Source organism: Roseococcus sp. YIM B11640, from assembly GCF_049727625.1.
Classification (GTDB): Bacteria; Pseudomonadota; Alphaproteobacteria; order Acetobacterales; family Acetobacteraceae; genus Roseococcus.
Genome location: NZ_JBBJOZ010000002.1, coordinates 483,928 through 507,539, shown reverse-complemented (window position 1 = coordinate 507,539; position 23,612 = coordinate 483,928). Strand labels below are relative to the sequence as shown.

The following is a 23,612-nucleotide window of genomic DNA, read 5'->3' as shown; positions in this document are numbered from 1 at the left end:
GAGCCGCGCGATGACCCTCATCTCTCGCCGCGCCGTCCTCGCCGCCGCCGCGCTGGCCGCCCCGGCCACGCTCTCCGCCCAGTCCCAGGCGCGCCTGCTCGTCATCGGCGGCGGCTTCGGCGGCGCCAGCGCCGCCAGCTTCGCCCGCCGCACCTATCCGGAGCTGGAGGTCACTCTCGTCGAGCCGCGCACCAGCTTCGTCACCTGCCCCTACGGCAATCTGGTCCTCGCCGGTGTGAAGCAGATCGGCGACATCACCCATTCCTATGACGGGCTCAGGGCCAAGGGCGTGCGGGTGGTCCACGACTGGGCCACCGGCATCGACGCCGCGGCGAAGCGCGTGCGCCTCGCGGGCGGCGAGACGCTGACCTACGACCGGCTCATCCTCTCGCCCGGCATCGCGCTGCGCTGGGGCGCGCTGGAGGGCTATGACGAGGCTGCCTCCGCCCTCATGCCGCATGCCTGGGTGCCGGCCGATGGCGCGCAGACCCTGCTGCTGCGCCGCCAGCTGGAGGCCATGCCGGATGGCGGCGTGGTCGGCCTCGCTATTCCGGGCAATCCGTTCCGCTGCCCGCCCGGCCCGTACGAGCGGATCAGCATGATCGCCTCCTACCTCAAGCGCCATAAGCCGCGCTCGAAGATCCTGGCGCTCGACGCGAAGGAGGCGTTCAGCAAGCAGGGCCTGTTCCAGGATGCCTGGGCCGAGCTCTATCCCGGCATGATCGAATGGGTGCCCTCCAACCGCGACGGCCGCGTCGTGAAGGTGGACCCGCGCGAGCGCGTGCTGGAGACGGAGTTCGGTACGAAGCACAAGGTGGACGTGGCCAACGTCATCCCTCCGCAATCTGCCGCGCGCATCGCGATCGAGGCGGGGCTTGCCGACAATTCCGGCTGGGTGCCGGTGAACCCCCGTACCTTCGAGGCGCGGACGGCGCCGGGCATCCATGTGATCGGCGATGCGAACATCCCGGGGCCCATGCCGAAATCCGGCTTCGTCGCCAACACCACGTCCAAGCAGGCGGTGGCGGCGGCCGTGGCGTCGCTGCGCGGCCAGGCACCGCCGGAGGCCGTCTACTTCAACACCTGCTACTCGCATGTCGGCGAGGGGTACGGGATCTCCATCGTCGGTGTCTTCCGCCCCAATGCCGAGGGCACGGCCATCGCGGAGGTGCCCAATTCGGGCGGGGTCTCCCCGCGCGGAAGCCATCCCGAGCAGCGGCGGCTGGAGGCGCTCTACGCCGATGCGTGGTATGAGAGCATCACGAAGGACATGTTCGGATGATCCCACGCCGCGCCGCCCTGATCCTGGCCGCCATCCCCTTCGCCGCCCTGGCACGCGAGGATGCGCTGGCGGCCGCCATGCGCGAACAGGTGGGCGACGTGGTGCCCGAGGAGGGCGGCATCCTCCTGCGCGCGCCCGCCGTCGCGGAGAATGGCGGGCAGGTGCCGGTGACCGTCCTGGTGGAATCGCCTCAGACGGCGGCCGAGCACGTCACGGCCATCCATCTCTTCGCCACGCGCAACCCGACGCCCGGCATCGCCAGCTTCCGCCTGACGCCGCTGCTGGCGCGCGCGGAGGTGCAGACGCGCATCCGGCTGGCGGAGAACCAGGCGATCGTGGTGCTCGCGCAGATGAATGACGGGCGCGTCCGGCGCGCCAGCGTGGAGATCAGCGTGGGTACGGGGGGGTGCCTGTCATGAGCGGCTCGCTCGCCACGCCGCGCCTGCGCGCCCCACGCACCGCCCGTGCCGGCGAGGTGGTAGAGATCCGCACCCTCGTCGAACATCCAATGGAGACGGGCCTGCGGCAGGAAGGCGGCCGCACCGTGCCGCGAGACCTGCTCGGCCGCATCACCGTGCGCGTGAATGGCGAGGTCGCGCTCGATGGGGAGCTGCGGAACGGCAGCGCGGCCAACCCGTACCATGTCTTCTTCCTCCGCCTCGAGCGCACGAGCGAGATCGAGGTCATCGCGACGGATGAACGCGGGCGCAGCAGCCGTGCCTCTGCGCGCATCACGGTGGGCTGATCGTTCCGTCCCCGGCGCGCGGGGGGGCCGTTGCGCTGAGCGAATCCTGTTCTAGGCTCGCCGCCGCACAGGAACGGGAGCTACGGATATGAACATCGGTCGTCGCCAATTGGGCCAGGGCATCGCCGCCGCGGGCGGGCTCGCGCTGCCCGGTCTCATGAGCGGCCCTGCCGCCGCCCAGCGCAATGCGGACACGCTGCGCGTGGTGTTCCGTGACTCCGTGCCGAACATCGACAATTTCTACAACAACCAGCGCACGGGCCTGATCCTGGCGCATCACGCCTGGGACGGGCTGGTGCATCGCGATCCCGAGACCTTCAACATCGTCCCGGCGCTTGCGACCGAGTGGAAGCTGGTCGATCCCACCACGCTCGACTTCACGCTGCGGCGTGGCGTGAAGTTCCATGACGGCAGCGATTTCTCGGCCGACGACGTGGTCTACACGCTCAACACCGTCAGCAAGCCGGAGGCGCGCGTCGCGACGCCGAGCAACTATTCCTGGATCGACCGCGTCGAGAAGACGGGCGACTACAGCGTCCGCCTGCACATGAAGACGCCGACGCCGGCGGCGCTGGAATTCTTCGCGCTGATCACGCCGATCTGGCCCAAGGCCTATCGCGAGCGCGTGGGGCCCGATGGATACGCGCGCGCGCCCATCGGCACGGGTCCGTACCGCATCACGCGGATGGATACGGCCTCCTTCGTCGAATACGAGCGTTTCGACGGCTATTACGAGGGCGGGCCCAAGGGGAAGCCCGCCATCCGCAAGATCCACGCGCGCTTCGTCACCGATGCGGCCACCGAGCTCACCGAGCTCCTGGCCCAGCGCGTGGACTGGATCTGGAACATGAATCCGGACCAGATCCCCAATGTGAACCGCCTGCCGACGCTACAGACGCTGCGCCAGGCCTCGATGCGCGTGGGCTATCTCTCGCTCGATGCCGCCGGCCGCAGCGGCGCCGACAATCCCATGACCAAGCTGAAGGTGCGCCAGGCCGTCTGGCACGCGATCGACCGGCAGACCATGGCGGACCGGCTGGTCGGCGGCGGCTCCATCGTGCCGCCCGGACCCTGCTTCCCCTCGCAGTTCGGCTGCGAGACCGGCGAGGCGGTGCTCTACGACTACAATCCCGCCAAGGCGCGCCAACTCCTGGCCGAGGCCGGCTATCCCAACGGGGTCGATGTCGAGCTGACGAGCTACGTGCAGCCGCGCCAGTGGTCCGAAGCCGTGCAGAGCTACCTGCAGGCCGTCGGCATCCGCGCGCGTCTCAACATGCTGCAGGTCTCGGCGCTCATCCAGCGCTCCTGGCGCGGCGAGCTCGCCATGGCGATGGGCAGCTGGGGCAGCAACTCGATCAACGACATCTCGGCCTTCATGCCGAACTTCTTCGGCGAGGGCAGCCTGGACGACTACTCGCGCGATCCGGAGATCCACCGCCTGCTCGCGGAGGGTGGCTCCAGCGCCGATCCCGAGGCCCGCAAGCGGGCCTATGCGGCCGCCATCCGCCGCGCGACCGAGCAGGCCTATTTCCTGCCGCTGCACACCTATGTGAACACCTACGCCTTCTCGCGCCAGCTCGAGTTCAAGGCCTTCCCGGACGAGCTGCCGCGCTTCTACCTGGCCAAGTGGAAATAGTTCCCGAGGCCGCCCCCGTCACGCTTGCGGCGCGGCGGGGGCGGCGTCCATCATCGTTCCGCGACCGGAGAATCCAGCGCGGGACGGCATGACGCTCAACACCATCGCCACCCTTTTCGCCACCGCTTGCGTGCTGCTTCTGGGCACGGTGGTGAACCGCTCCATTCCGGCCTTGTCTCGCTACGCGATTCCCGATCCGGTCACGGGTGGGCTGATCTTCGCCTTGGCCGCCTGGGCCGCGCAGGCCTGGGCTGGCTTCGAGATCACCTTCGACCCGGTGATGTCGCGCCCCTTGCTGCTGGCTTTCTTCGCGACGGTCGGCCTCTCGGCGGATTTCCGGGACCTGGCGCGCGGCGGGCTCGTGCTGCTGCGCTACCTGCTGGTGCTCGCGCCCTTCGTGGCGCTGCAGAACGTGGTGGGCATCGCCACCGCGCTGTCGCTGGATCTGCCGCCTTCCATGGGACTCATCGTCGGCTCGATCACGCTGGTGGGCGGGCATGGGACGGGCGCGGCCTATGCCGACCTTTTCGGCGACAGCTACAATCTGGGCGGCGCTCTCCCCATCGCCATGGCGGCCGCGACCTTCGGGCTGGTGCTGGGCGGGCTGACGGGCGGACCGGTCGGCAACATCCTCATCACGCGCTTCGGCCTCAAGGGCTCGGCGGCCGACATCGCGCAGGAGGCCGCGGCCGAGGCCGAGCCCATCGACGTCACGCGCATCATCCTCGCGATCGGCGCGATCACGGCCTGCATGTTGCTCGGCGGCTGGCTCGCCAATGCGACGGCCGGCGGCGTGGTCACGCTGCCCGCCTTCGTCTGGGCGCTGCTCGCGGGCGTGCTGCTGCGGAACGGGCTGCAGACGGCGGGTCTCTGGACCATCGGCACGGGGCCGACCGACCTGCTCGGCGGCGTCTCGCTCGGCCTGTTCCTGTCGCTGGCCATGATGCAGCTGCGCCTGTGGGAGTTCGCGACGCTGGCGGGGCCGCTCGCGGCCATTCTGATTGCGCAGACCATCGCCTGCGCCCTCTACGCCATGTTCGTGGCCTTCCCCGGCATGGGCCGGAGCTACGACGCGGCGCTGATGGCGGCGGGTGTCATCGGCTTCTGCATGGGCTCCACCGCCACGGCCGTCGCCATCACCCAGGCGCTCGCGCGGCGGCACGGCCCCAGCCCGACGGCGACGCTGATCGTGCCGCTGACCGGCGCGTTCTTCATCGATCTCGTGAATGCCGGCGTCCTCGCCGGCTTCCTCAGCCTGCCGTGGTTCTCGTGATGCGCTGGCTCTTCCTCCTGCTCGCGCTGCTGCTGCCGGTGGCCTGCGACCGCGCGCCCGACGAGGCGAGCCTGCGCCGGGACGTGGAGGCACGCCTGGCCGCGGCCTTCCCCGAGCGCACGCTGATCGTCGAGGAGCTGGACCGGCACGGCCACATGGACACGCTGGATGGCGGGCGCATCCTGCACTTCAAGGCGCGCCTGCGCTTCGAGCGCGCGGCCGATCTCGGCCAGTGGGGCGGGCCGAACGCGCAGCTCCTGGCCGGCGTCATGGGGGCGGGCAGCACCGGCATCCAGGGCCTCACGCAGGGCGGTAACCGCGAGGGCGACCGGCTCTCCGTCTTCGGCACGCTGCCCTATCGGCGCGAGGGGACCAGCTGGGTGGTGGCGGCGACGCCAGGGCCCGCGGGCCGCGCGGTCGCCGGTCCGCCGGGGCAGCTCGCGGGCGCCGAGCGCGTGCTGGCCGCGCTGGCCGAGACGCTGCGGGCCGCGCCGTCGAACACGTCGCCCTCCGGTGCCCGCGTGATCGAGGAGGAGCTGGAGGTCGCGCGCCGCAACATCGATGCCCGGCTGGCGCGGCTCAAGGAGGGCTATCCGCTCGCCGCGGGCCCGTCGGGCGGGGCTTATGCGCGGCTTGCGCTGGCGCTGGCGCGTGATTTCGAACGGCGCGGCGGCACGCATCTCGAAGTGCTGGCCAGCGCCGGCAGCGTCGAGAACCTGTCGCTCCTGCACCAGGGGCAGGCGAGCCTCGCCTTCGTCCAGGCCGATGTCGCGGCGCTGGCGGCCGCCGGCCGCGGTCCCTTCGAGGAGGCGGGGCCGTATCGCTCCCTGCGCGCGCTGCTTGCGCTCTTCCCGGAGCATTTGCATGTGGTGGTGCGGGGGCAGGACCCGGCGCGAAGCCTCGCGGACCTCGCCGGGCGCCGCGTGGCGCTTGGCCTCGCGCGCTCCGGCTCGCGCGTGACGGCGGGGCTTGTCCTGGCCGCCGCCGGCGTCGAGGTGGCCGAGCCGCCGGGCGCCGACGCCATGGATTCCCGCGCCGCGCTGGCGGCCCTGGCCGCCGGGCAGCTCGATGCCGTGATGCTGGTGGGGGCCGCCCCCTTCCCGCCGGTCGTGGAGGCCTTCGGTGCCTCCCAGCTGCGCCTCCTTCCCGTCGAGCTGCGGGCCGAGGCCCTGAGCGAGGTGGGAATCGTGCCGCTCTCCCTGCCGGCCGGCGCCTATGCGGGGCAGGGGGAGGTGCCGACCGTCGCGGTCGCGGCGCTACTCGTGGCGGATCAGAATCTCACGGCCGCCGAGGCGCGGCGCATCGTGGAAACGGTTCTCGGCCGGGTCGGGGCACGTGAGCGCGAGCCTCTGGCCCTGATGGTGGAGCGCTCCAACGCGGCGCGGGGGCTCTCGCTGCCTCTGCACCCGGGCGTCACGGACCTGGTCCGCTAGGACGCCTCGGCCAGCAGGCACTCCACATAGCCCGGCCCGTTGGGCGTGATCTTCGGCGTGTCGCGCGGGCAGCGCTCCACCGCCACGGGACAGCGCGGGTGGAAGCGGCAGCCGGGCGGCACGTTGGCCGGGTCCGGCATGGTGTCGCCCAGGCCCACATCCGGCACGCCGAGGCCCGGCTCGGGCGTCAGCACGCTGGCCAGCAGCGCGCGCGTGTAGGGATGGCGCGGCTCGGCGAAGAGGGCCTCGCTCGCGTTCCGCTCCACGATGCGGCCGAGGTACATGACGGCCACCTCGCTCGCCACATGCTCGACGACCGCGAGGTTGTGGCTGATGAAGAGGTAGGTGAGGCCGAGGTCTCGCCGGAGCTCCGCCAGCAGATTCAGGATCTGCGCTTGCACCGAGACGTCGAGCGCGGAGGTCGGCTCGTCGCAGACCACGATGCGGGGGCGCAGCACCAGCGCGCGCGCGATGGCCACGCGCTGCCGCTGCCCGCCCGAGAGCTGCGAGGGAAAGCGCCGCCCCTGCTCGGCCGAGAGGCCGACGCGCGCGAAGCTCTCGTCCACGCGGCGGTCGATCTCGCTGCGCCCGATATTGCCCTGCGCCACCAGCGGCATCGCCACGATATCGCGTACGCGGCGGCGCGGGTTCAACGAGGAGAAGGGGTCCTGGAAGACCGGCTGGATCAGCCGCGCGCGGGAGCGGCGGTCCATATCGGCCAGGCGCTTGCCGTCCACCAGCACGTCGCCGGAGCTGGGCGGCAGCAGGCCGAGGATCATGCGCGCGAGGGTGGACTTGCCGCAGCCGCTCTCGCCCACCACGCCCAGCACGCTGCCGGCGGGGACGGCGAAGGAGACATCGTCCACCGCGACCACGCGGCGCGGCTCGGCGAAGAAGCCCTGGCGGACGTTGAAGATGCGGCGGAGGTTGCGGACCTCGATGGCGGGCACGTCGCTCATGCCGCCACCCGGTCCGTCCAGCCCACGGGCAGGGTGCAGAGGACTTCGTGGCCGGCGCCGGCGGTCTGGCGAGGCAGGGGCAGCTTGCAGGCCTCCTGCGCGTAGGGGCAGCGGTCGCGGAAGCCGCAGCCGACGAAGCCCGGCTGGATGCGGGGCACCACGCCCGGGATGCTGCCCAGCGGCTCGTCTCGCTTCACCTTGCCGGGGACGGGCACGCAGCTCAGCAGCCCGCGCGTATAGGGGTGCTGGGGCGCGCCGAAGAGGGCGGCGGTGGGCGCGCTCTCCACCACGTCGCCCGCATACATGACCGAGACGCGGTCGGCGATGCGGGCCACCACGCCGAGGTCGTGCGTGATGAGCAGGATGCCGAGTCCCAGCTCCTTCTGCAGACTCGCAAGCAGCCGCAGGATCTGCGCCTGCACCGTGACGTCGAGCGCGGTGGTCGGCTCGTCGGCGATGAGCAGCTCGGGGTCGCACATCAGGGCCATGGCGATCATCACGCGCTGGCGTAGGCCGCCCGAGAGCTGGTGCGGGAACTGGCCGAGGCGCAGCCCCGGCGCCGTGATGCCGACGCGGGTCAGCAGCTCCGCCGCGCGGTCCACGGCCTGGGCCTGGGGCGTGCCGCGATGGCGGCGCAGCACCTCGGTCATCTGCGAGCCCACCGTGTAGGCGGGGTTCAGCGAGGTCATCGGCTCCTGGAAGATCATCGCCATGCGGTCGCCGCGCAGGCGGGAGAGCTCACGCTCGCTGTAGTTCCGGATGTCCTCGTTGCCGAAGGCGATGAGGTCGGCCTCGCGCTTCGCGCCCTTGGCCAGCAGCCCCATGATGGCGAGCGAGGTGACGGACTTGCCGCAGCCGCTCTCGCCAACCAGGCAATGGGTCTCGCCCTTCTCGACCTTGAGCGAGATGCCCCGCACGGCGGCCGTGGATCCGAAGGTGACGCGGAGGTTGCTGACCTCCAGCAGGGGGCGGGTGGTCATCGGGAGTGGTCCGTCCCCAGCATGTCGCGCAGCGCGTCGCCCAGAAGGTTAACTCCGAGCACCAGCACGAAGAGCGCGATGCCGGGCACCAGGATCACCCAGGGGGTGAAGAACATGTATTCCTTGGCCTCCGCGATCATGAGGCCCCAGGAGGGCAGGGGCGGCGGCACGCCGAGGCCGAGGAACGACAGCGCGGCCTCCAGGAGGATGGCGAGCGCCATTTCCAGCGTGGCCACGACGGCGAGGTGGGTCGCGATATTGGGCAGGATCTCGCGCAGCAGCACGGCCGCCTGGCTGCAGCCCGCGCACCAGGCGGCGCTGACATAATCCAGCGTGCGGAGCTGCATGGTGGTGGAGCGCGCGACGACGGCGAAGCGGTCCCACAGCAGCAGGCCGAGCACCAGGATCACCAGGATGAAGCTGGTGCCGAGCAACCCCGCGACGGCGAGCGCCACGAGCACCACCGGAATGGAAAGCCGCGCGGTGATCAGGAACATCACGACGTCATCCATGCGCCCGCCATAGAAGCCGCCGAGGACGCCGAGCGTGGTGCCGATGATGCCCGAGGTGATGACCGTCGCGATGCCGATGATCATCGAGATGCGCGCGCCGTAGATGAGGCGCGACAGATAGTCGCGCCCGAGCTGGTCGGTGCCCAGGAAGTTCGCGGGCGTGCCCCCTTCCATGAAGGAGGGCGGGATGAGCCGCGCGTCGAGGTTCACCGCGAAGGGATCGTAAGGCGTGATCCACGGCGCCAGGATCGCGACGACCAGCACGAGGCCCACGATCGCGGCGCCCACGGCGAAGCCCGCATTGCGGATGAGCCGCGCGCCGCGGGAGGGGAAGGCCGAGGCGCTCATGCCGTGCGCAGCCGCGGGTCGAGCACCGCGTTCAGCAGGTCCGACAGGAGGGTGAGGGCGATGTAGATCAGCGCCAGCACGAGCACGACGGCCTGCACGACGGGATAGTCATTCTTGGAGATGCTCTCCCAGGCGAGGTAGCCCACGCCATGCATGGCGAAGACCGTCTCGATGACGATGGAGCCGCCCAGCATGAAGCCGAGCTGCACGGCGGCGATGGAAACCACGGGAATCGCGGCGTTGCGGAACCCGTGCTTCACCAGGATCGAGAAGCGCGAGAGCCCCTTGGCCCGCGCGGTGCGAATGTAGTCGGAACCCAGGGCCTCGATCATCCCGCTGCGGGTGAGCCGCATGAGCGAGGGGATGGCCGAGAAGGCCAGCACGATGCCCGGCATCACGTAGTATTCCGGGCCGCCCGTCCCCGAGATCGGCAGGATGGCGAGCTGCAGGCCGAGCCAGACCATCAGCAGCAGCCCCAGCCAGAAGGAGGGCATGGCCTGGCCGACCAGAGCCACCATCATCACGGTCCGGTCGACCCAGGTATTCTCCTTCACCGCGGCGATGATGCCGAGCGGGAGCGAAACGGTCAGCGCCAGCAACAGCCCCGTGAGGCCGAGCGTGATGGTGATGGGCAAGCGCGAGCCGATGAGGTTGGAGACGCGGTCCTTGAAGAAGTAGCTCTCGCCGAAATCGCCCTGCATCGCGCGCCAGAGCCAGTCGAGGTACTGGATGTGGAGCGGCCGGTTCAGGCCATAGGCCTGCCGGATGATGTCGACATCCGCCTGGGTCGCGTTCGGCCCGGCGATGGAGATCGCCAGATCGCCCGAGAGCCGTGTCAGGGCAAAGCTCAGCGTCAGCACCGTGAGGGCCACGAGGATGGCCACGGCCGAGCGGCGCAGGAGGAATTTCAGCATGCGCGCCGCAGCCTAGAGCAGATTGGCCAGGGCTGAAAACCGCTTTGGTCGGAGACGCTTGTGGATCATTGCGGACGGAGGCTACGCGGCGAAGGCATCTTGCGCTATCCCCGCCGGCGACAGACTGGAGTAACCTTCCTTGGCCGACGCCGATACCGATAGCGCCGCGTGGCGCGTCACCCCCTCGAGCTACCTGAAGTCCCGCCCGCCCGAGCACGCAATTCCGGCGGTGCCGCGCTCGCAATACGTGACCATGGCCGATGGCTGCCGCCTGGCCGTGGACGTCTGGCTGCCCGAGGGCGCCACGGGTCCGGTGCCCGCCGTGCTGATCCACACGCCCTATTACCGCCGCTTCGCCATGAAGCCGGACGGGCAGGGCGAGCGCTGCCCCAACGCGGCGAAGTTCCGCGATATGCTGGTTCCCCGCGGCTATGCGCTCGTGGTGGTCGACATCCGCGGCACGGGTGCGAGCTTCGGCACGCGCGACAGCTTCCGCTCGCCCCGCGAGCGCGAGGACGCGCGCGAGATCGCCGACTGGATCGTGGCGCAGCCCTGGTCGGACCAGCGCATCGGTGCGACCGGGATCTCCTATCCCGGCGCGGCGTCGGATTTCCTGGCCAGCACGGGGCATCCGGCGGTGAAGGCCATCGTGCCGCTCTTCGCCGTCTGGGACACCTGGTCGGATCACTACTACCCGGGCGGCGTGTTCCTGAACCGCCTGGCGCAGGTCTATGACGAGCTCATGGTCGCCATGGACCACGACCGGCGGGACCTGCTGGGCAAGATCGCCTATTTCTCCAACCCCGACCTCGCCGGCCCCATGCCGGTGGACGAGGATCCGGACGGCGCGCTGGTGCGCGAGGCGGTGAAGCAGCACCAGGGCAATTTCCGCATGCCCGACTTCATCACCGACCTGAACTTCCGCGAGCAGAAGCTGCCCTACGACGCCAGCTTCTCCTCGGCGAACATCAGCCCCTATTCGGTGTGCAAGTCGATCCGCAAGGATGTGGCGATCTATGCCGTCTCGGGCTGGATGGACGGCGTGGGCTACGCCAATGCCGCGATCGCGCGCTACCTCACCATGCAGGGCAATCCGACGCATCTGCTGCTGGGTCCCTGGGACCACGGCGCGCGCTGCAACGTCTCGCCCTGGCGGAACGGGGTGGACCCGGAATTCCCGCTCTTCGGCGAGATGCTGCGCTTCTTCGACGAGTACCTGATGGGCCGCGATACCGGCCTGCGGGCCGAGGCGCCGATCCACTTCTTCTCCATGCATGGGGAGACCTGGCAGGAGGCCGCGAGCTGGCCGCCCGTGCCCGCCCAGCGCCTGCATTTCGCGCCCGGCGCGCTGCAGCCCACGCCCGGCCCGGCGGTGGAGGCCGCGCATCCGAGCGACTTCTCCTTCTCCTCCGGCGAGGGCACGCGATACGAGCGCATCGCCGCCATCAACGCGCTCGACTACTACACCGACTGGGGCGTGCGACAGGCCGCGCTGCCGCATTACGACGCGGCGCCCTTCGAGCAGGAGATGGAACTGACCGGCAACGCCATCGCCGATCTCACCATCGCCTCCAGCGAGGCGGACGCGTCGATCATCTGCTACCTGTCGGAGGTCGAGGCCGATGGCACGGTGCGCTACGTCACCGAGGGCCTGCTGCGCGCCCTGCACCGCAAGGAGGCGGAGCATCCGCCCGAGTACCAGGCGCCCTGGCCCTTCCGCACCTATCACCGCGACGAGGCCGCGCCGCTGACGCCGGGCGTGGCCGAGCGCATGCGCGTGGTGCTGCTGCCGACCTCCTGGATCTTCAAGAAGGGCAGCCGCCTGCGCTTCTCGCTGGCCGGCACCGATGCCGACCATGTGAAGCAGATCCCGCACGGCCGCCCGCCGGTGCTGACCCTGCATCTGGGCGCCTCCGCCCTCGACCTTCCCCTGCGCCCCTTCCAGGAGTGATCGCATGACCACGACCCGCCGCGCGCTCGCCGCGCTTCCCTTCCTCGGCGCCGTGCCTGCCATGGCGCAGGGGAATTTCCCGAGCCGGGCCATTCGCCTGCTGCTGCCTCAGCCCCCGGGCTCGGCGAACGACGCAGTCGCGCGCATCATCGCGGAGCCGATGTCGCGCACGCTGGGCCAGCCGGTGGTGGTGGACAATCGCCCCGGCGCCAACGGCATGGTCGCGATCAACGCGCTGAAGCAGCAGCCGGCCGACGGCTACACGCTGCTGCTGCCGGGCGTCTCGCAGCTTTCCTTCAACCCGCACCTCTACCCGAACCTGACCTACGACGCGGTGCGCGACTTCACCTATGTCGCTCCCGTCTCGGACGCCCCCTTCATCCTGCTGGCGAGCAAGAAGTCCGGCATCACCAGCGTGGCCGACATGCTGGCGCGCGCGCGTGCCGAGCCGGGCAAGCTGACCTATGCGAGCGCGGGTATCGGCAACTCCACGCATCTGTCGATGGAGATGATCGCGGATCGCGCGGGCGTCACCTTCACGCACGTCCCCTATGCCGGCACGGGCCAGGCGCTCACCAGCGTCATCTCCGGCGAAACGGATGTCATGATCCTGGTGCTGGCGGTGGCGCTCGGCCAGGTGCGCGCCAATGCCGTGACGCCGCTCGCGCTCGTCGCGGCGGAGCGCCTTTCCATCCTGCCGGACCTGCCGACGCAGCAGGAGGCGGGGATCGAGGCGCCCATCATGCCGGGCTGGTTCGCGGTGGTCGGCCCCGCCGGCATGCCGGACGAGATCGTGAACCGCATCAACGCCGCGGTTCGCGAGGCGCTGCGCGACGACACGGTGCTGAAGCGGCTGGGCGACAACCTGCTCATCCCCTTCGCGGGCTCGCCGGCCGATCTGCGGCGCCGCATGGAGCAGGACAGCCAGGTCTGGGGCGAGTTCATCCGCCGGCGCGGCCTGCGGCCCGAATAATCTAAGCTTTGGCGGCGGGCCGCGGCTCCGCCGCCATGGCTTCGCGCCGCCCATGTTGCACTGCATGGCTGCTGGGTTCTGCTTCATGCAACCTGGGGTTTAGTCTCTCCCGGAACACGGGAGAGACAACGCCATGGATTTCGGCTTCTTCACCATGCCCTCGCACCCGCCCGAGCGTTCGCTCCGGGACGGGCATGAGTGGGATCTCAACGTCATGCGCTGGCTGGACGGCCTGGGCTACAAGGAGGCCTGGGTCGGCGAGCACCACACCGCACCGTGGGAGCCGCATCCGGCACCGGACCTGCTGATCGCGCAGGCCTTCCGCGAGACCAAGAACATCCGCCTCGGCCCCGGCGGCTTCCTCTTGCCCTATCACCACCCGGTCGAGCTCGCGAACCGTGTGGCCATGCTGGACCACATTTCCGGCGGGCGGCTGAATTTCGGCGTCGCGGCCTCGGGCCTGCCGAGCGACTGGGCCACCTTCAACGTCGACGGCATGTCCGGCCAGAACCGCGACATGACGCGCGAGGCGCTGGAGATCATCCTGCGCACCTGGACCGAGGACGGGCCCTGGACCCATGAGGGCAAGTACTGGACCGTCAGCAAGATCGAAACGATGTTCGGCTTCCTGAAGCCGCACATCAAACCCCTGCAGGCGCCGCATCCGCCCATCGGCGTCGCGGGCCTCAGCAAGAATTCCGATACGCTGAAGCTCGCGGGCGAGCGCGGCTTTCTGCCCATGAGCCTCAACCTCAACCCCGCCTATGTCGCGAGCCACTGGGATTCGGTGGAGGCCGGCGCCCGCCGCTCTGGCCGCACGCCCAACCGGCGCGACTGGCGCCTCGTGCGCGAGGTCTTCGTGGCCGACACGGATGAGGAGGCTTGGCGGCTTTCCGTCGGCGGGCCGATGGGCCGCATGATGCGCGAGTACTTCCTGCCGCTGCTCGCGAATTTCGGTTTCCTCGAATACCTCAAGCACAGCCCCGAGGTGCCGGACAGCGACGTCACGGTCGAATACTGCGCGCAGCGCAACTGGCTCGTTGGCTCGCCGCAGACCGTCGCGGAGAAGCTCGCCAAGGTCTACGAGGAGGTGGTCGGCTTCGGCTCCATCCTCGTCTTCGGCTTCGACTATTCCGAGAACCCGGGCGCCTGGAAGAACTCGCTGCGCCTGCTGATGGAGGAGGTCGCGCCCCGCGTGCGCCATCTTGCGCCGCAGGCGGCCGGAACGGCTCAGGCCGCCGCGTCGTAGCGCTTCTGCGCCGCGAGCACGTCGGCCATATGCGCCTCGGCCCAGAGGCGTAGCCCGTCGACCGTGGCGGCCAGCGTGCGGCCGAGGGGCGTGATGCTGTACTCCACCGTGACGGGCACGGTGGCGAAGGCCTGGCGCGTGACCAGCCCGTCGCGCTCCAGGCTCTTCAGGGTCTGCGAGAGCACCTTCTGCGAGATTCCCTCGATGGCGCGGCGGAGCTGGTTGAAGCGCCGCGGCCCCTCCGCGAGCAGGCCGAGCAGCAGGACGGCCCATTTGTCGGCGATGCGGTCCAGCACCAGGCGGGTGGGGCAGGTGGCGGCATAGGGGTTCGGGGCGTGCATGCGGTTTCCGGTGGGTGACCAGGTGAGATGGAAGTGCCTCATTTACACCAGACTTCGAATGGGACACCAGGTTTCCATTGGTAACCTATGTGGAGATCACCATGAACATCGCTCTCATCGGCGCCACCGGAAACGCCGGCTCCCGCATCCTGGCCGAGCTCGCGCGGCGCGGGCATCGCGTCACCGCCATCGTTCGCCAGCCGGAGCGCGTTCCCGCGCTGCCGGGCGTCACCGCCGTGAAGGGGGACGTGTTCGATCAGGACGATCTCGCGGCACGGCTGCGGGATCATGATGCCGTGATCAGCAGCGTCCACTTCACGGCCAGCGATCCGCGCAAGCTGATCGCGGCGGTGCGCGCCTCGGGCGTGAAGCGCTACCTCGTCGTGGGGGGCGCGGGCAGCCTGGAGGTGGCGCCCGGCGTGAAGCTCATCGACACGCCGGAATTCCCCGCCCAGTACAAGGCCGAGGCGGCCGGCGGGTCTGCCTTCCTCGACCTGCTGCGGGGCGTCGAGGATCTGGACTGGACCTTCCTCTCGCCGTCGGCGCTGTTCGTGGCGGGCGAGCGGACGGGGAAGTTCCGCCTCGGCGGCGATCAGCTTCTCGCCAACGCGAATGGCAGCAGCATTTCCTTCGAGGACTACGCCATCGCGCTGGTGGATGAGCTGGAGCGCCCCGTGCATTCCCGGAAGCGCTTCACCGTCGGATACTAACGGCCTTCGGGCGCGCCAATGCGCGGCGCCCGAGGGCGCCTCAGAGACTGATCCGGCGCTCGCGGATCAGCTTCCCGTACTGCTCCTGCTCCTGCCGGATCAGGCCCGCGAAATCGTCCAGCAGCACGGGATCCAACTGCATGTCCGGCGTGGCGCGGGCGCGGAAATCCGGGCTCCGCAGGGCGGTCGCGATGGTCTCGGCGAGGCGGGTGATGATGGGCGCCGGCACCCCGGCCGGCGCCAGGATGCCGTGCCAATAGCGTTGCACCAGTTGCGGGCTCACCGTCTCGGCGAAGGTCGGCACATCGGGAAGGATGTCGAGCCGCGTGGGGTTCGAGGTCGCAAGGATGCGGAACTTGCCCCCGCCCAGATGCGGCAGAAGCGAGTTGGTGGAGCCCGCGTAGAAGGGCGTCCGCCCGGTGATGAGGTCGGCCACGATCGGGGATTCGCCGCGATAGGCGATGTTCTCCAGATGCACGCCGGTCAGCGCCATCAGCCATTCCATGGTGAGGTGCGGGCTACTCCCATTGCCGACGGTGCCGACGCCGGCGCCGGGGTTCCGGCGTATATGCGCCAGCGCCTCGGCCACCGTGCGGATCGGCAGTTCGGCGGTGACGGCGAAGGCGACGGGCGCGCGGTAGACGAGGGAGAGCGGCGCGAAATCCTCCAGCCGGTAGGTGATGTTCGGATAGAAATTGGGGTTGAGCGACATGGTGCTCGTCGCGACCCAGCCCAGCGTGTAGCCGTCCTTGGGCGAGCGCGCGGTGGCCTCGGCGGCGATCATGGTGTTGGCGCCGGGACGGTTGTCCACGACGACGGTCTGGCCCAGCGCCTCGCGCATCTTCTCGGCCAGCGCGCGCGCGAGGAAATCGCCGCCGCCGGGCGCGAAGGGGTAGATCAGGCGGATGGGCCGGTCCGGCCAGCCGGATTGCGCGCGGGCCACCGCAGGCGCGGCCAGGCCGGTGGCGAGGAGCGTGCGGCGCCCGATCACGCGCTGGCCCTCGCGGCTTCCGTCCGGGGCGCGCTGCGCGGCTTGCGCTGGGCGGTCGGGATGGCCTCGGTGCCGATGATGCCCGCGGCCTCCAGCGCCTCGATCTCAGCGGGCGAGATGCCCAGCATTCCGCCCAGGACGGCCGCGTTGTGCTGCCCCAGCGTGGGCGCCGGGCGGCGGATGTCGAGCGGCGGCCCACCCTGCATGCGCAGCGGCGCGGAGGGCAGGGTGTGCGTGCCGATGAAGGCGCGCTCGCGCTCCTGCCAGAAGCCGCGCGCGGCGAGGTGCGGATCCTGCCGCAGCTCGGTCGGCCAGCGGATGGCGCCGGCGGCGATGCCCTGCGCCTGCATCGCGTGCATGGCCGCATCGGCGCTTTGACCGCGTGTCCAGTCCGCGATCAGCGCCTCCAGCTCCGCTTCGCGCTCTCGCCGGGCTTCCAGGCCGAGGCCCGCCAGATCCGCCCGTCGCAGGAGGTCGGCCAGCCGCGACCAGGCCGCATCATCCGTGACCGCGACCGCGAGCCAGCCTTCCTCCGTGCAGGGAAAAGCGCCGTGCGGGACGTGGTCCGGATGGCGATTGCCGAGGCGCGGTCCGGGATCGCCGAGGGCGGATTGCGCGATGATCCAGGGCGCCACCAGCGGGAACATGCACTCGACCTGCGCGAGGTCGATGTGCTGGCCCTCGCCCGTGGCCTTGCGATGCAGCAGCGCGGCCAGCAGCGCCGCCGCGGCGTTCATGCCGCCCACCGGGTCGCCATAGGCGAGCTGGTTGGTGAGGGGCGGGCCATCCGCCGCGCCGGAGACGGTCGGCAGGCCCGAGGCGTGCTCCAGCGTCGAGCCATAGGCGCGTGCATCGCGCCAGGGGCCGCTGCCGCCGAAGGCCGGCATGGAGAGCATCACGATGTCCGGCCGCGCGCGGCGCAGCACCGGATAGTCCAGCCCGAGCTTCGGCAGCACGTCGCGCGCGTAGTTCTCCACCACGACGTCGCTCTCCGCGACGAGGCGCTTGAGCAGCGCCGCGCCTTCCGGCCGGCTGAGGTCGAGCGTGATGCCGCTCTTGTTGCGGTTCTGGAAGCAGAAGCGGATGTCACGTTCGTAGACCCGGTTCTCGAAGAATTCGGGGCGGGGATCCACGCCGCGCCACCAGTCCGGGTACTGGATCGCCTCGACCTTCACGATCTCTGCGCCGAGGTCGCCCAGCGTGCGCGTGCAGACCGGCCCGGCCCAGCCCATGGAGAGGTCGAGCACGCGCAGGCCCTGCAAGGGCAGCGGGGTCGCGGCCGGGCTGCCCATCAGGACGGGCGCGGGCGGCGCGGGCTCGGCATGGAGGGGGGCGATGCCCTGGGCGCGGGGCGGCGTGCGGGTCAGGCGCTGGGGCAGGGTGGGGCCTTCGAATTCCGCGCTGCCGAGCTTCACGCGCTGGAAGGCATTGCGCGCGCGGTGCGTCGGCGTGGCCAGCAAGGTCTCCATCTCCGGCACCACGGCGAAGGGGAGGCGGCGCGCCAGCGCTTCCTCGAACCATTCCTCGGCGGTGCGGGCGGCAAGGCGCTCGGCGAAGATGCGCTCCAGCCGGTCGGCATCCGCGAGGCGCCCTGGCCAGACGATATAGGCCGGGTCCTGGCCGAGCTCCGGCAGACCCACCATCTCGCAGAAGGCACGCCACTGCAGCGGCGTGACGATGGTGACGCCGAGCCAGCCTTCCCGGCAGCGATAGACGCCGAGCGGGCTGGTCGGCGCGAAGCGGTTCACGCCCAGCCGCCGCTCGACCTCCGGATTGGTGACGGCCTGCGCCGCCTGGTACTCGGCGATGGCGATATTGGCCTCATGGATGCTGGCCTCCATGCGCCGCCCGCCGCCGCCCCAGAGCGCCGCCGCCGTGGCGATGAAGGCGGCGATGCCGCCCAGCGCCTCGCCGGCCATGCCGCCGAGCATGGCCGGCGGGCCCTCGGCCGGGCCGACGCAGGCGAAGACGCCGGCCAGCGCGCGGCAGGTGACGTCGGTCGCGGCAAAGCCGGCATAGGGGCCGGTCTCGCCGAACCAGGAGATTCGGGTCGCGATCAGATGGCGCGGCAGATCGCCCTCAGCGACGGGGCGCGAATCCAGCAGCACGTCGCAGGTGGGGGCGAGGGAGGCCACGCTGCCCTCCACCAGCCGCTTGCTGGTGTTCAGCCAGGCCTGGAGCGCGGAGCCGCCCTCGATGCGCGGCCAGGCGGTGGCGAGCGGGTCGCCGGGATCGGGGAGCTTCAGCACTTCCGCGCCGAAATCCGCGAAGAGCTTGCCCGCATAGGCCAGGGCGGCACCGCCCCCCGCTTCGAGCACACGTATCCCCGCCAGGGCTTCCGCCATCAGCTTCCTCCAAACGCGGGCTCTGATGGCCCAGATTTGTGATCATAGATTGGAGGGAAGGCCCCCCGTCAAGCGACCCTGAGCTTCGCCTGGGTGACGTTGAGGGTGGGCAGGCGCCGCATCACGGCGTCGGCATAGACGGAAATGTCGCGCTGGATGGCGAGCCGCGCCAGCGCGCCGTCATGCATCGCGAGCGCGCGGATCACGTCGTTGTGCGGGTGCTCCTCCGGCTGGTGGAGGAAACGGATGTCCTTCAAGCCGGCGTTGAGCGGGCCGCAGAGCAGCCACAGCCCCTCGACCATCCGCGCCAGCACGGGCATGCCGGGAATGGCGCAGAGCTGCCGGTGGAAGCGCTCGTTCTCCACCATCATCTCCTCGCCCCGGCCCGCGAGCCGGTGGGAGGTCATCTCGGCATGGATCGCGGCCAGGCGCGCCACATCGGCCTCGGTCGCGCATTCGGCGGCGCGGCTCGCGGCCTTGCCTTCCAGGTCCATGCGAAGTTCCACCACCTCGCGCAGCCGCGCGTCGGAAAGCGTGGGCACGCGGACCGAGCGGCGGTCCACCTGCTCCAGCGCGCCCTCGCTCACCAGGCGCGTCAGCGCCGCGCGGACGGGCATGGAACTGACGCCCATCTCGGTGGCGAGGTGGCGCAGCTTCAGCTTTTCCCCGGGGCGGAACCGGCTGCGCATGATGTCCAGCCGCAGGCGCTGATGCACCTGTGCCGCCAGGCTTTCCGCGGTGGAGTTGACAGTTTCGTCCATGTCCTGGAGATTTTGATCACAAATGACGGCGGGATTCAATTCCGGCGCCGCGTGAGGAAAAGGTTCGAGGATTCCATGGCCGACGACATCGCCACGATTCACTCCGAGATCGGCGCTTCCGTGTGGAAGATCACGGCGCCCGCGGGCGCGGCGGTGGGCGAGGACGAGCCCATCCTGATCCTGGAATCCATGAAGATGGAAATCCCGGTGATGGCGCCGCATGCCGGCACGGTCGTGGAAATCCTGGTCCAGGAAGGCGAGCAGGTGGAAGAAGGCCAGGCCGTCGCCACCATCCGGCGCTGATGCGATGGGCCCCGTCCTGATCGCCAACCGCGGCGAGATCGCGGCCCGGATCGCCCGCAGCTGCCGCCGCCTCGGCTGGCCCAGCATCGCCGTCTTCTCGGAGGCCGATGCGGGCGCGCTGCATGTGCAGCAGGCGGACCGTGCCGAGGCCATTGGCCCCGCGCACCCGCGCGAGAGCTACCTCTGCATCCCGGCGCTCATCGCCGCGGCCGAGCGCAGCGGCGCGCGCTACGTCCATCCGGGCTACGGCTTCCTCTCCGAGAATGCGGAGTTCGCCGAGGCCTGCGCCCGGGCGGGGCTGACCTTCATCGGGCCGTCGCCCGAGGCCATCCGCGCCATGGGCGGCAAGGCGGCGGCGCGCGCCATCGCGGAGAAGGCGGGCGTGCCGTGCCTGCCCGGCGATGCGGGCGCGGACCAGTCCGAGGCCGCCCTGGCGGCGGCGGCCGGGCGCATCGGCTATCCCGTGATGATCAAGGCGATCGGCGGCGGGGGCGGGCGCGGCATGCGGCGCGTCCGCAAGCCCGAGGAATTCTCCGCCGCCCTCGCCGCCGCGCGCCGCGAGGCGGCGATCTTCGGCGACGAGCGCGTAATGCTGGAAAAGCTCGTCGAGGATGCGCGCCATATCGAGGTGCAGATCATCGCCGACAGCCACGGCAACGTGCTGCACCTGCATGAGCGCGACTGCACGCTGCAGCGCCGCCATCAGAAGCTGGTGGAGGAATGCCCCGCGCCCGGCGTGGACCCGGCCCTGCGCGCCGAGCTCGGCCGCCGCGCCTGCGCGCTGGCCCGCGCCGTCGGCTATGTCGGCGCCGGCACCGTGGAGTTCATCGCGCAGCAGTCGCTCGGTGCCGATGGCATCTGGTTCATGGAGATGAACACCCGCCTGCAGGTGGAGCATCCGGTGACCGAGATGGTGACCGGCCTCGACCTCGTGGAATGGCAGCTCCGCATCGCGGCGGGCGAGGCCCTGCCTTTCCGGCAATCCGACATCCGGCTCGACGGCCACGCTGTGGAGGCGAGGCTCTGCGCCGAGGATCCCGCGCGGCAGTTCCTGCCCTCGCCGGGGCGCCTGGCCGCGCTCGACCTGCCGGAAGGCGAGGGGATCCGCGTCGATGCGGGCGTGCGCGCAGGCGATGCGGTCACGCCCTACTATGATTCCATGCTCGCCAAGGTCATCGCGCATGCGCCGACGCGCGAGCTGGCGTTGGAGAAGCTGGCTCGCGCGCTCGACGCCACGCGCGCCGAGGGCGTGCGTCTCAACGCCGCCTTCCTGGCCGCCGCCCTCCGCAGCGCGGAGATGCGCGGCGCCACCATGCACACCGGCTTCCTGGAAGCCCAGCGAACGCGGCTGCTCGACGCCGTCGTGAAGGAACCCGCATGAACATGAACTGGCAACCCGAGCTCGACGAGCTCCGGCAGCGCGAGGCCCAGGCCAAGGAGCTCGGCGGCGCGGACAAGGTGGCGCGCCAGCACGCGGGCGGCCGCCTCACGGTGCGCGAGCGTATCGACGGCATGGCCGATGCGGGCAGCTTCCACGAAATGGGCGCCATCGCCGGGAAGGCGGAATACGACGAGGAGGGCAACCTCAAGCAGCTCACGCCGTCGAACTGCGTGATGGGCCGCGCCAAGGTGGATGGCCGCCCCGTCGTGCTGCTCGGCGACGACTTCACCGTGCGCGGCGGCTCGGCCGACGCCACCATCCGCGAGAAGCCGATCATGGCCGAGCGGATGGCCTACGAGTTCCGCCTGCCGCTGATCCGCATCATCGAGGGCTCGGGCGGCGGCGGCTCGGTGAAGACCATCGAGACGACGGGCCGTGCGAATCTCCCGGGCGGCGTGGGCGGCACGCAGCTCTACCACTTCACCGGCGCCAATCTCAGCATGGTGCCCGTGGTGTCGCTGGGCCTCGGCTCCGTCGCGGGGCTTGGCGCCGCGCGGCTCGCGGCCAGCCACTATTCGGTGATGACCAAGAAGTCCGCGATGTTCGTGGCCGGCCCGCCGGTGGTGAAGCGGCTGGGGCAGGACCTCTCCAAGACCGAGCTGGGCGGCTGGGAGATCCAGACCAAGTCCGGCGCGGTGGACCACGCCGTGGAGACGGAGGAGGACGCCTTCGCTGCCGCCCGCCGCTTCCTCTCCTACCTGCCGTCCTCGGTCTACGCGCTGCCCCCCGTCACCGAATGCACCGACGACACGAACCGGCGCGACGAGAAGCTCTTCAGCCACATCCCGCGCGACCGCCGCCGCGTCTATCAGATGCGCCCCATCATCGAGAGCGTGGTAGACAAGGGCAGCTTCTTCGAGATGGGGAAGATGTTCGGCCGCAGCATCATCACCGGCCTCGCCCGGCTGAACGGCAAGCCCGTGGCGCTGATGGCGAGCGATCCCTTCTTCTATGGCGGCTCCTGGACGGCCGATGCCTGCGCCAAGGTCATCCGCTTCGTCGATCTCGCCGAGACGTTCCACCTGCCGGTCGTCTATCTGCAGGACTGCCCGGGCTTCATGGTCGGGCTGGAAGCGGAGAAGGCGGCCACCATCCGCCTCGGCGTGCGCGCCATGGCGGCGGTGAACCAGACGACGGTGCCCTGGTGCACCATGATCATCCGCAACGCCTTCGGCGTCGCGGGCGTGGTGCACCAGCCCTCCAACCGCTTCTCGCTGCGCTACGCCTGGCTTTCGGCGCGCTGGGGCTCGCTGCCGCTGGAAGGCGGCATCGAGGCGGCCTACGCGGCCGACCTCGCCGCGGCCGCCGATCCCGCGGCCGAGCTCGAGCGGATCGAGGAGCGGCTGAACAAGCTGCGCTCGCCCTTCCGCACCGCCGAGACCTTCTGGGTGGAGGAGGTCATCGATCCGCGCGACACGCGCAAGCTGCTCTGCGAGTTCGCCGACCTCGCGCAGCCGCTGCTCTCGCCCACGCCTTCCGGCCTGAAGATGCGGCCGTGAAGCGCCTGCTGCTCGCGCTGCTGCTGGCCTGCGGCGCCGCCTCCGCCCAGACCTTTCCCGAGCGTCCGCCCCGCATCCTGGGCGGCTTCGCGGCGGGCGGTACCAGCGACATCATCAACCGCATCCTGGCCGAGGCGTCCTTCGCGACGCTCGGCCAGCGGCCGGTGGTGGAAGTGCGCACCGGCGCCAACGGCTTCATCGCGGCGGCCGAGGCGGCGCGCAGCGGGGCGGATGGCTACTCCATCGTGCAATGCGCGACGGGCATGCTGACCATCACGCCCGAGCTGCCCGGCGCGAACATGCCGGTCGATCCCTCGCGCGACCTCATCCCCATCGCGAATTTCGCGCATTCCAGCCAGGTGATGGTGGTGAGCAAGGACTCGCCCTTCCGCAGGGTCGCCGACGTGATCGCGGCGGCGCGGGCGCGGCCTGGCGAGGTGAGCTATGCCAGCGCCGGGATCGGCGCGGTCTCGCACCTCTCGGGCGCGCGGCTGGAGCAGCTCGCCGGCGTGCGGATGCTGCACGTGCCCTATCGGGGCGCGGCGCTGGGTGTGCTGGATGTGATGGCCGGACGGGCCGACCTCATCATCACCAACCTCGGCGATGCCGCGCAGCAGATCCGCGGCGGCGAGATGCGGCTGCTGGCCTTCGCCGACGGCATCGGCTCGCCCGCCTTTCCCGATGCCCCGCAGATCGGCGCGACCGTGCAGGGCTACGCGGTCAGCGGCTGGTTCGGCTATTGCGCCGCGCGCGGCACGCCGGAGGCGATCATCGGCCGCTGGGCCGAGGCGATCCGGGCCGCCGCGCGCGACCCCGCGACGCTGCGCCGCTTCGCCGAGAACGGGCTGGTGGCGCGCTACGAGGCGCCCTCCGACTTCAGCCGCACCATCGCGGCCGACCGGGCGACGTGGCGCGAGGTGATACGCGGCGCGAACATACGCGCCGAATAAGCAAGAACGAGGAAAC

22 protein-coding genes are annotated in these 23,612 nt (G+C 70.6%); 14 read left to right on the top strand and 8 right to left on the bottom strand.

The annotated features are described in order from the left end of the window. Nucleotides 1-10 precede the first annotated feature (10 nt). From WJM96_RS09865 to WJM96_RS09840, 6 genes are all read left to right on the top strand, one after another. Nucleotides 11-1,282, top strand: coding sequence for an FCSD flavin-binding domain-containing protein (locus WJM96_RS09865; RefSeq protein WP_424812306.1), 1,272 nt, complete (start codon nucleotides 11-13; stop codon nucleotides 1,280-1,282). Further along, nucleotides 1,279-1,701: a thiosulfate oxidation carrier protein SoxY gene (locus tag WJM96_RS09860; RefSeq protein WP_424812305.1), complete on the top strand. Its 423-nt coding sequence runs from the start codon at nucleotides 1,279-1,281 to the stop codon at nucleotides 1,699-1,701. The genes WJM96_RS09865 and WJM96_RS09860 overlap by 4 nt, the downstream gene beginning before the upstream one ends. Continuing rightward, entirely contained in the window at nucleotides 1,698-2,027 is a 330-nt protein-coding gene (locus WJM96_RS09855) for a thiosulfate oxidation carrier complex protein SoxZ (protein ID WP_424812304.1), read from the top strand. The genes WJM96_RS09860 and WJM96_RS09855 overlap by 4 nt, the downstream gene beginning before the upstream one ends. A gap of 88 nt (nucleotides 2,028-2,115) precedes the next feature. Then, a complete protein-coding gene (locus WJM96_RS09850; RefSeq protein WP_424812303.1) occupies nucleotides 2,116-3,663 on the top strand; it encodes an ABC transporter substrate-binding protein in 1,548 nt (515 codons plus the stop codon). A gap of 88 nt (nucleotides 3,664-3,751) precedes the next feature. Continuing rightward, nucleotides 3,752-4,936 (top strand): sodium/glutamate symporter, encoded by a 1,185-nt coding sequence (gene gltS / locus WJM96_RS09845; protein WP_424812302.1) that lies wholly within the window; start codon nucleotides 3,752-3,754, stop codon nucleotides 4,934-4,936. Beyond that, a complete protein-coding gene (locus WJM96_RS09840) occupies nucleotides 4,924-6,369 on the top strand; it encodes a TAXI family TRAP transporter solute-binding subunit (RefSeq protein ID WP_424812301.1) in 1,446 nt (481 codons plus the stop codon). Before gltS ends, WJM96_RS09840 begins: the two co-directional genes overlap by 13 nt. Here WJM96_RS09840 and WJM96_RS09835 read toward each other — a convergent pair. The 4 genes from WJM96_RS09835 to WJM96_RS09820 are packed head-to-tail and all read right to left on the bottom strand — an operon-like array spanning nucleotide 6,366 to nucleotide 10,082. Beyond that, nucleotides 6,366-7,328, bottom strand: a complete 963-nt coding sequence (locus WJM96_RS09835; protein ID WP_424812300.1) for an ABC transporter ATP-binding protein — start codon at nucleotides 7,326-7,328, stop codon at nucleotides 6,366-6,368. The genes WJM96_RS09840 and WJM96_RS09835 overlap by 4 nt on opposite strands. Then, on the bottom strand, nucleotides 7,325-8,308 hold the full coding sequence (locus WJM96_RS09830; RefSeq protein WP_424812299.1) for an ABC transporter ATP-binding protein: 984 nt from the start codon (nucleotides 8,306-8,308) through the stop codon (nucleotides 7,325-7,327). The genes WJM96_RS09835 and WJM96_RS09830 overlap by 4 nt, the downstream gene beginning before the upstream one ends. Continuing rightward, nucleotides 8,305-9,168 carry an ABC transporter permease gene (locus WJM96_RS09825; RefSeq protein WP_424812298.1) on the bottom strand — a complete coding sequence of 288 codons (864 nt, stop codon included), beginning with the start codon at nucleotides 9,166-9,168 and terminating at the stop codon, nucleotides 8,305-8,307. Before WJM96_RS09825 ends, WJM96_RS09830 begins: the two co-directional genes overlap by 4 nt. Then, nucleotides 9,165-10,082, bottom strand: coding sequence for an ABC transporter permease (locus WJM96_RS09820; protein ID WP_424812297.1), 918 nt, complete (start codon nucleotides 10,080-10,082; stop codon nucleotides 9,165-9,167). Before WJM96_RS09820 ends, WJM96_RS09825 begins: the two co-directional genes overlap by 4 nt. Before the next feature lie 139 nt (nucleotides 10,083-10,221). Here WJM96_RS09820 and WJM96_RS09815 point away from each other — a divergent pair, with 139 nt between their 5' ends. The 3 genes from WJM96_RS09815 to WJM96_RS09805 all read left to right on the top strand — a co-directional run bounded on the left by WJM96_RS09815 (nucleotide 10,222) and on the right by WJM96_RS09805 (nucleotide 14,255). Continuing rightward, a complete protein-coding gene (locus WJM96_RS09815) occupies nucleotides 10,222-12,033 on the top strand; it encodes a CocE/NonD family hydrolase (protein WP_424812296.1) in 1,812 nt (603 codons plus the stop codon). 4 nt (nucleotides 12,034-12,037) lie between these two features. After that, nucleotides 12,038-13,006 carry a Bug family tripartite tricarboxylate transporter substrate binding protein gene (locus tag WJM96_RS09810; protein ID WP_424812295.1) on the top strand — a complete coding sequence of 323 codons (969 nt, stop codon included), beginning with the start codon at nucleotides 12,038-12,040 and terminating at the stop codon, nucleotides 13,004-13,006. Between the two features lie 133 nt (nucleotides 13,007-13,139). Continuing rightward, nucleotides 13,140-14,255: an LLM class flavin-dependent oxidoreductase gene (locus tag WJM96_RS09805; RefSeq protein ID WP_424812294.1), complete on the top strand. Its 1,116-nt coding sequence runs from the start codon at nucleotides 13,140-13,142 to the stop codon at nucleotides 14,253-14,255. Here the strand turns inward: WJM96_RS09805 and WJM96_RS09800 are convergent. Then, nucleotides 14,237-14,596 (bottom strand): winged helix-turn-helix transcriptional regulator, encoded by a 360-nt coding sequence (locus WJM96_RS09800; protein WP_424812293.1) that lies wholly within the window; start codon nucleotides 14,594-14,596, stop codon nucleotides 14,237-14,239. The two genes, WJM96_RS09805 and WJM96_RS09800, sit on opposite strands and share 19 nt — an antisense overlap. 101 nt (nucleotides 14,597-14,697) lie before the next feature. Here WJM96_RS09800 and WJM96_RS09795 point away from each other — a divergent pair, with 101 nt between their 5' ends. Next, a complete protein-coding gene (locus WJM96_RS09795) occupies nucleotides 14,698-15,306 on the top strand; it encodes an NAD(P)-dependent oxidoreductase (protein WP_424812292.1) in 609 nt (202 codons plus the stop codon). Between the two features lie 40 nt (nucleotides 15,307-15,346). Here WJM96_RS09795 and WJM96_RS09790 read toward each other — a convergent pair whose 3' ends face one another. From WJM96_RS09790 to WJM96_RS09780, 3 genes are all read right to left on the bottom strand, one after another. Continuing rightward, complete coding sequence (locus WJM96_RS09790) at nucleotides 15,347-16,297, bottom strand: Bug family tripartite tricarboxylate transporter substrate binding protein (protein WP_424812291.1); 951 nt, start codon at nucleotides 16,295-16,297, stop codon at nucleotides 15,347-15,349. Further along, nucleotides 16,294-18,642 (bottom strand): CoA transferase, encoded by a 2,349-nt coding sequence (locus WJM96_RS09785; protein ID WP_424812290.1) that lies wholly within the window; start codon nucleotides 18,640-18,642, stop codon nucleotides 16,294-16,296. Before WJM96_RS09785 ends, WJM96_RS09790 begins: the two co-directional genes overlap by 4 nt. A 68-nt stretch (nucleotides 18,643-18,710) precedes the next feature. Next, the gene (locus tag WJM96_RS09780) at nucleotides 18,711-19,403 is read right to left on the bottom strand and encodes a GntR family transcriptional regulator (RefSeq protein WP_424812289.1); all 693 of its coding nucleotides are present in this window, start codon (nucleotides 19,401-19,403) and stop codon (nucleotides 18,711-18,713) included. A gap of 75 nt (nucleotides 19,404-19,478) precedes the next feature. On the opposite strand from WJM96_RS09780, the gene WJM96_RS09775 reads away from it, so the two are divergent. The 4 genes from WJM96_RS09775 to WJM96_RS09760 are packed head-to-tail and all read left to right on the top strand — an operon-like array spanning nucleotide 19,479 to nucleotide 23,596. Beyond that, nucleotides 19,479-19,706, top strand: coding sequence for an acetyl-CoA carboxylase biotin carboxyl carrier protein subunit (locus WJM96_RS09775; protein WP_424812288.1), 228 nt, complete (start codon nucleotides 19,479-19,481; stop codon nucleotides 19,704-19,706). Between the two features lie 4 nt (nucleotides 19,707-19,710). Further along, nucleotides 19,711-21,087: an acetyl-CoA carboxylase biotin carboxylase subunit gene (locus WJM96_RS09770; protein ID WP_424812287.1), complete on the top strand. Its 1,377-nt coding sequence runs from the start codon at nucleotides 19,711-19,713 to the stop codon at nucleotides 21,085-21,087. Nucleotides 21,088-21,089: 2 nt separating this feature from the next. Next, nucleotides 21,090-22,646 (top strand): acyl-CoA carboxylase subunit beta, encoded by a 1,557-nt coding sequence (locus WJM96_RS09765; RefSeq protein ID WP_424812286.1) that lies wholly within the window; start codon nucleotides 21,090-21,092, stop codon nucleotides 22,644-22,646. Next, nucleotides 22,643-23,596: a Bug family tripartite tricarboxylate transporter substrate binding protein gene (locus WJM96_RS09760; RefSeq protein ID WP_424812285.1), complete on the top strand. Its 954-nt coding sequence runs from the start codon at nucleotides 22,643-22,645 to the stop codon at nucleotides 23,594-23,596. Before WJM96_RS09765 ends, WJM96_RS09760 begins: the two co-directional genes overlap by 4 nt. Nucleotides 23,597-23,612: the final 16 nt, after the last annotated feature.

Bases quoted from the DNA above. Each gene is read 5' to 3' on its own strand.
- WJM96_RS09795 (WP_424812292.1), top strand. From the start codon at position 14,698: ATGAACATCGCTCTCATCGGCGCCACCGGAAACGCCGGCTCCCGCATC.
- gltS (WP_424812302.1), top strand. From the start codon at position 3,752: ATGACGCTCAACACCATCGCCACCCTTTTCGCCACCGCTTGCGTGCTG.
- WJM96_RS09855 (WP_424812304.1), top strand. From the start codon at position 1,698: ATGAGCGGCTCGCTCGCCACGCCGCGCCTGCGCGCCCCACGCACCGCC.
- WJM96_RS09765 (WP_424812286.1), top strand. From the start codon at position 21,090: ATGAACTGGCAACCCGAGCTCGACGAGCTCCGGCAGCGCGAGGCCCAG.
- WJM96_RS09785 (WP_424812290.1), bottom strand. From the start codon at position 18,642: ATGGCGGAAGCCCTGGCGGGGATACGTGTGCTCGAAGCGGGGGGCGGT.
- WJM96_RS09820 (WP_424812297.1), bottom strand. From the start codon at position 10,082: ATGCTGAAATTCCTCCTGCGCCGCTCGGCCGTGGCCATCCTCGTGGCC.
- WJM96_RS09825 (WP_424812298.1), bottom strand. From the start codon at position 9,168: ATGAGCGCCTCGGCCTTCCCCTCCCGCGGCGCGCGGCTCATCCGCAAT.
- WJM96_RS09810 (WP_424812295.1), top strand. From the start codon at position 12,038: ATGACCACGACCCGCCGCGCGCTCGCCGCGCTTCCCTTCCTCGGCGCC.
- WJM96_RS09865 (WP_424812306.1), top strand. From the start codon at position 11: ATGACCCTCATCTCTCGCCGCGCCGTCCTCGCCGCCGCCGCGCTGGCC.
- WJM96_RS09775 (WP_424812288.1), top strand. From the start codon at position 19,479: ATGGCCGACGACATCGCCACGATTCACTCCGAGATCGGCGCTTCCGTG.
- WJM96_RS09850 (WP_424812303.1), top strand. From the start codon at position 2,116: ATGAACATCGGTCGTCGCCAATTGGGCCAGGGCATCGCCGCCGCGGGC.
- WJM96_RS09800 (WP_424812293.1), bottom strand. From the start codon at position 14,596: ATGCACGCCCCGAACCCCTATGCCGCCACCTGCCCCACCCGCCTGGTG.
- WJM96_RS09780 (WP_424812289.1), bottom strand. From the start codon at position 19,403: ATGGACGAAACTGTCAACTCCACCGCGGAAAGCCTGGCGGCACAGGTG.
- WJM96_RS09835 (WP_424812300.1), bottom strand. From the start codon at position 7,328: ATGAGCGACGTGCCCGCCATCGAGGTCCGCAACCTCCGCCGCATCTTC.
- WJM96_RS09860 (WP_424812305.1), top strand. From the start codon at position 1,279: ATGATCCCACGCCGCGCCGCCCTGATCCTGGCCGCCATCCCCTTCGCC.
- WJM96_RS09830 (WP_424812299.1), bottom strand. From the start codon at position 8,308: ATGACCACCCGCCCCCTGCTGGAGGTCAGCAACCTCCGCGTCACCTTC.
- WJM96_RS09805 (WP_424812294.1), top strand. From the start codon at position 13,140: ATGGATTTCGGCTTCTTCACCATGCCCTCGCACCCGCCCGAGCGTTCG.
- WJM96_RS09770 (WP_424812287.1), top strand. From the start codon at position 19,711: ATGGGCCCCGTCCTGATCGCCAACCGCGGCGAGATCGCGGCCCGGATC.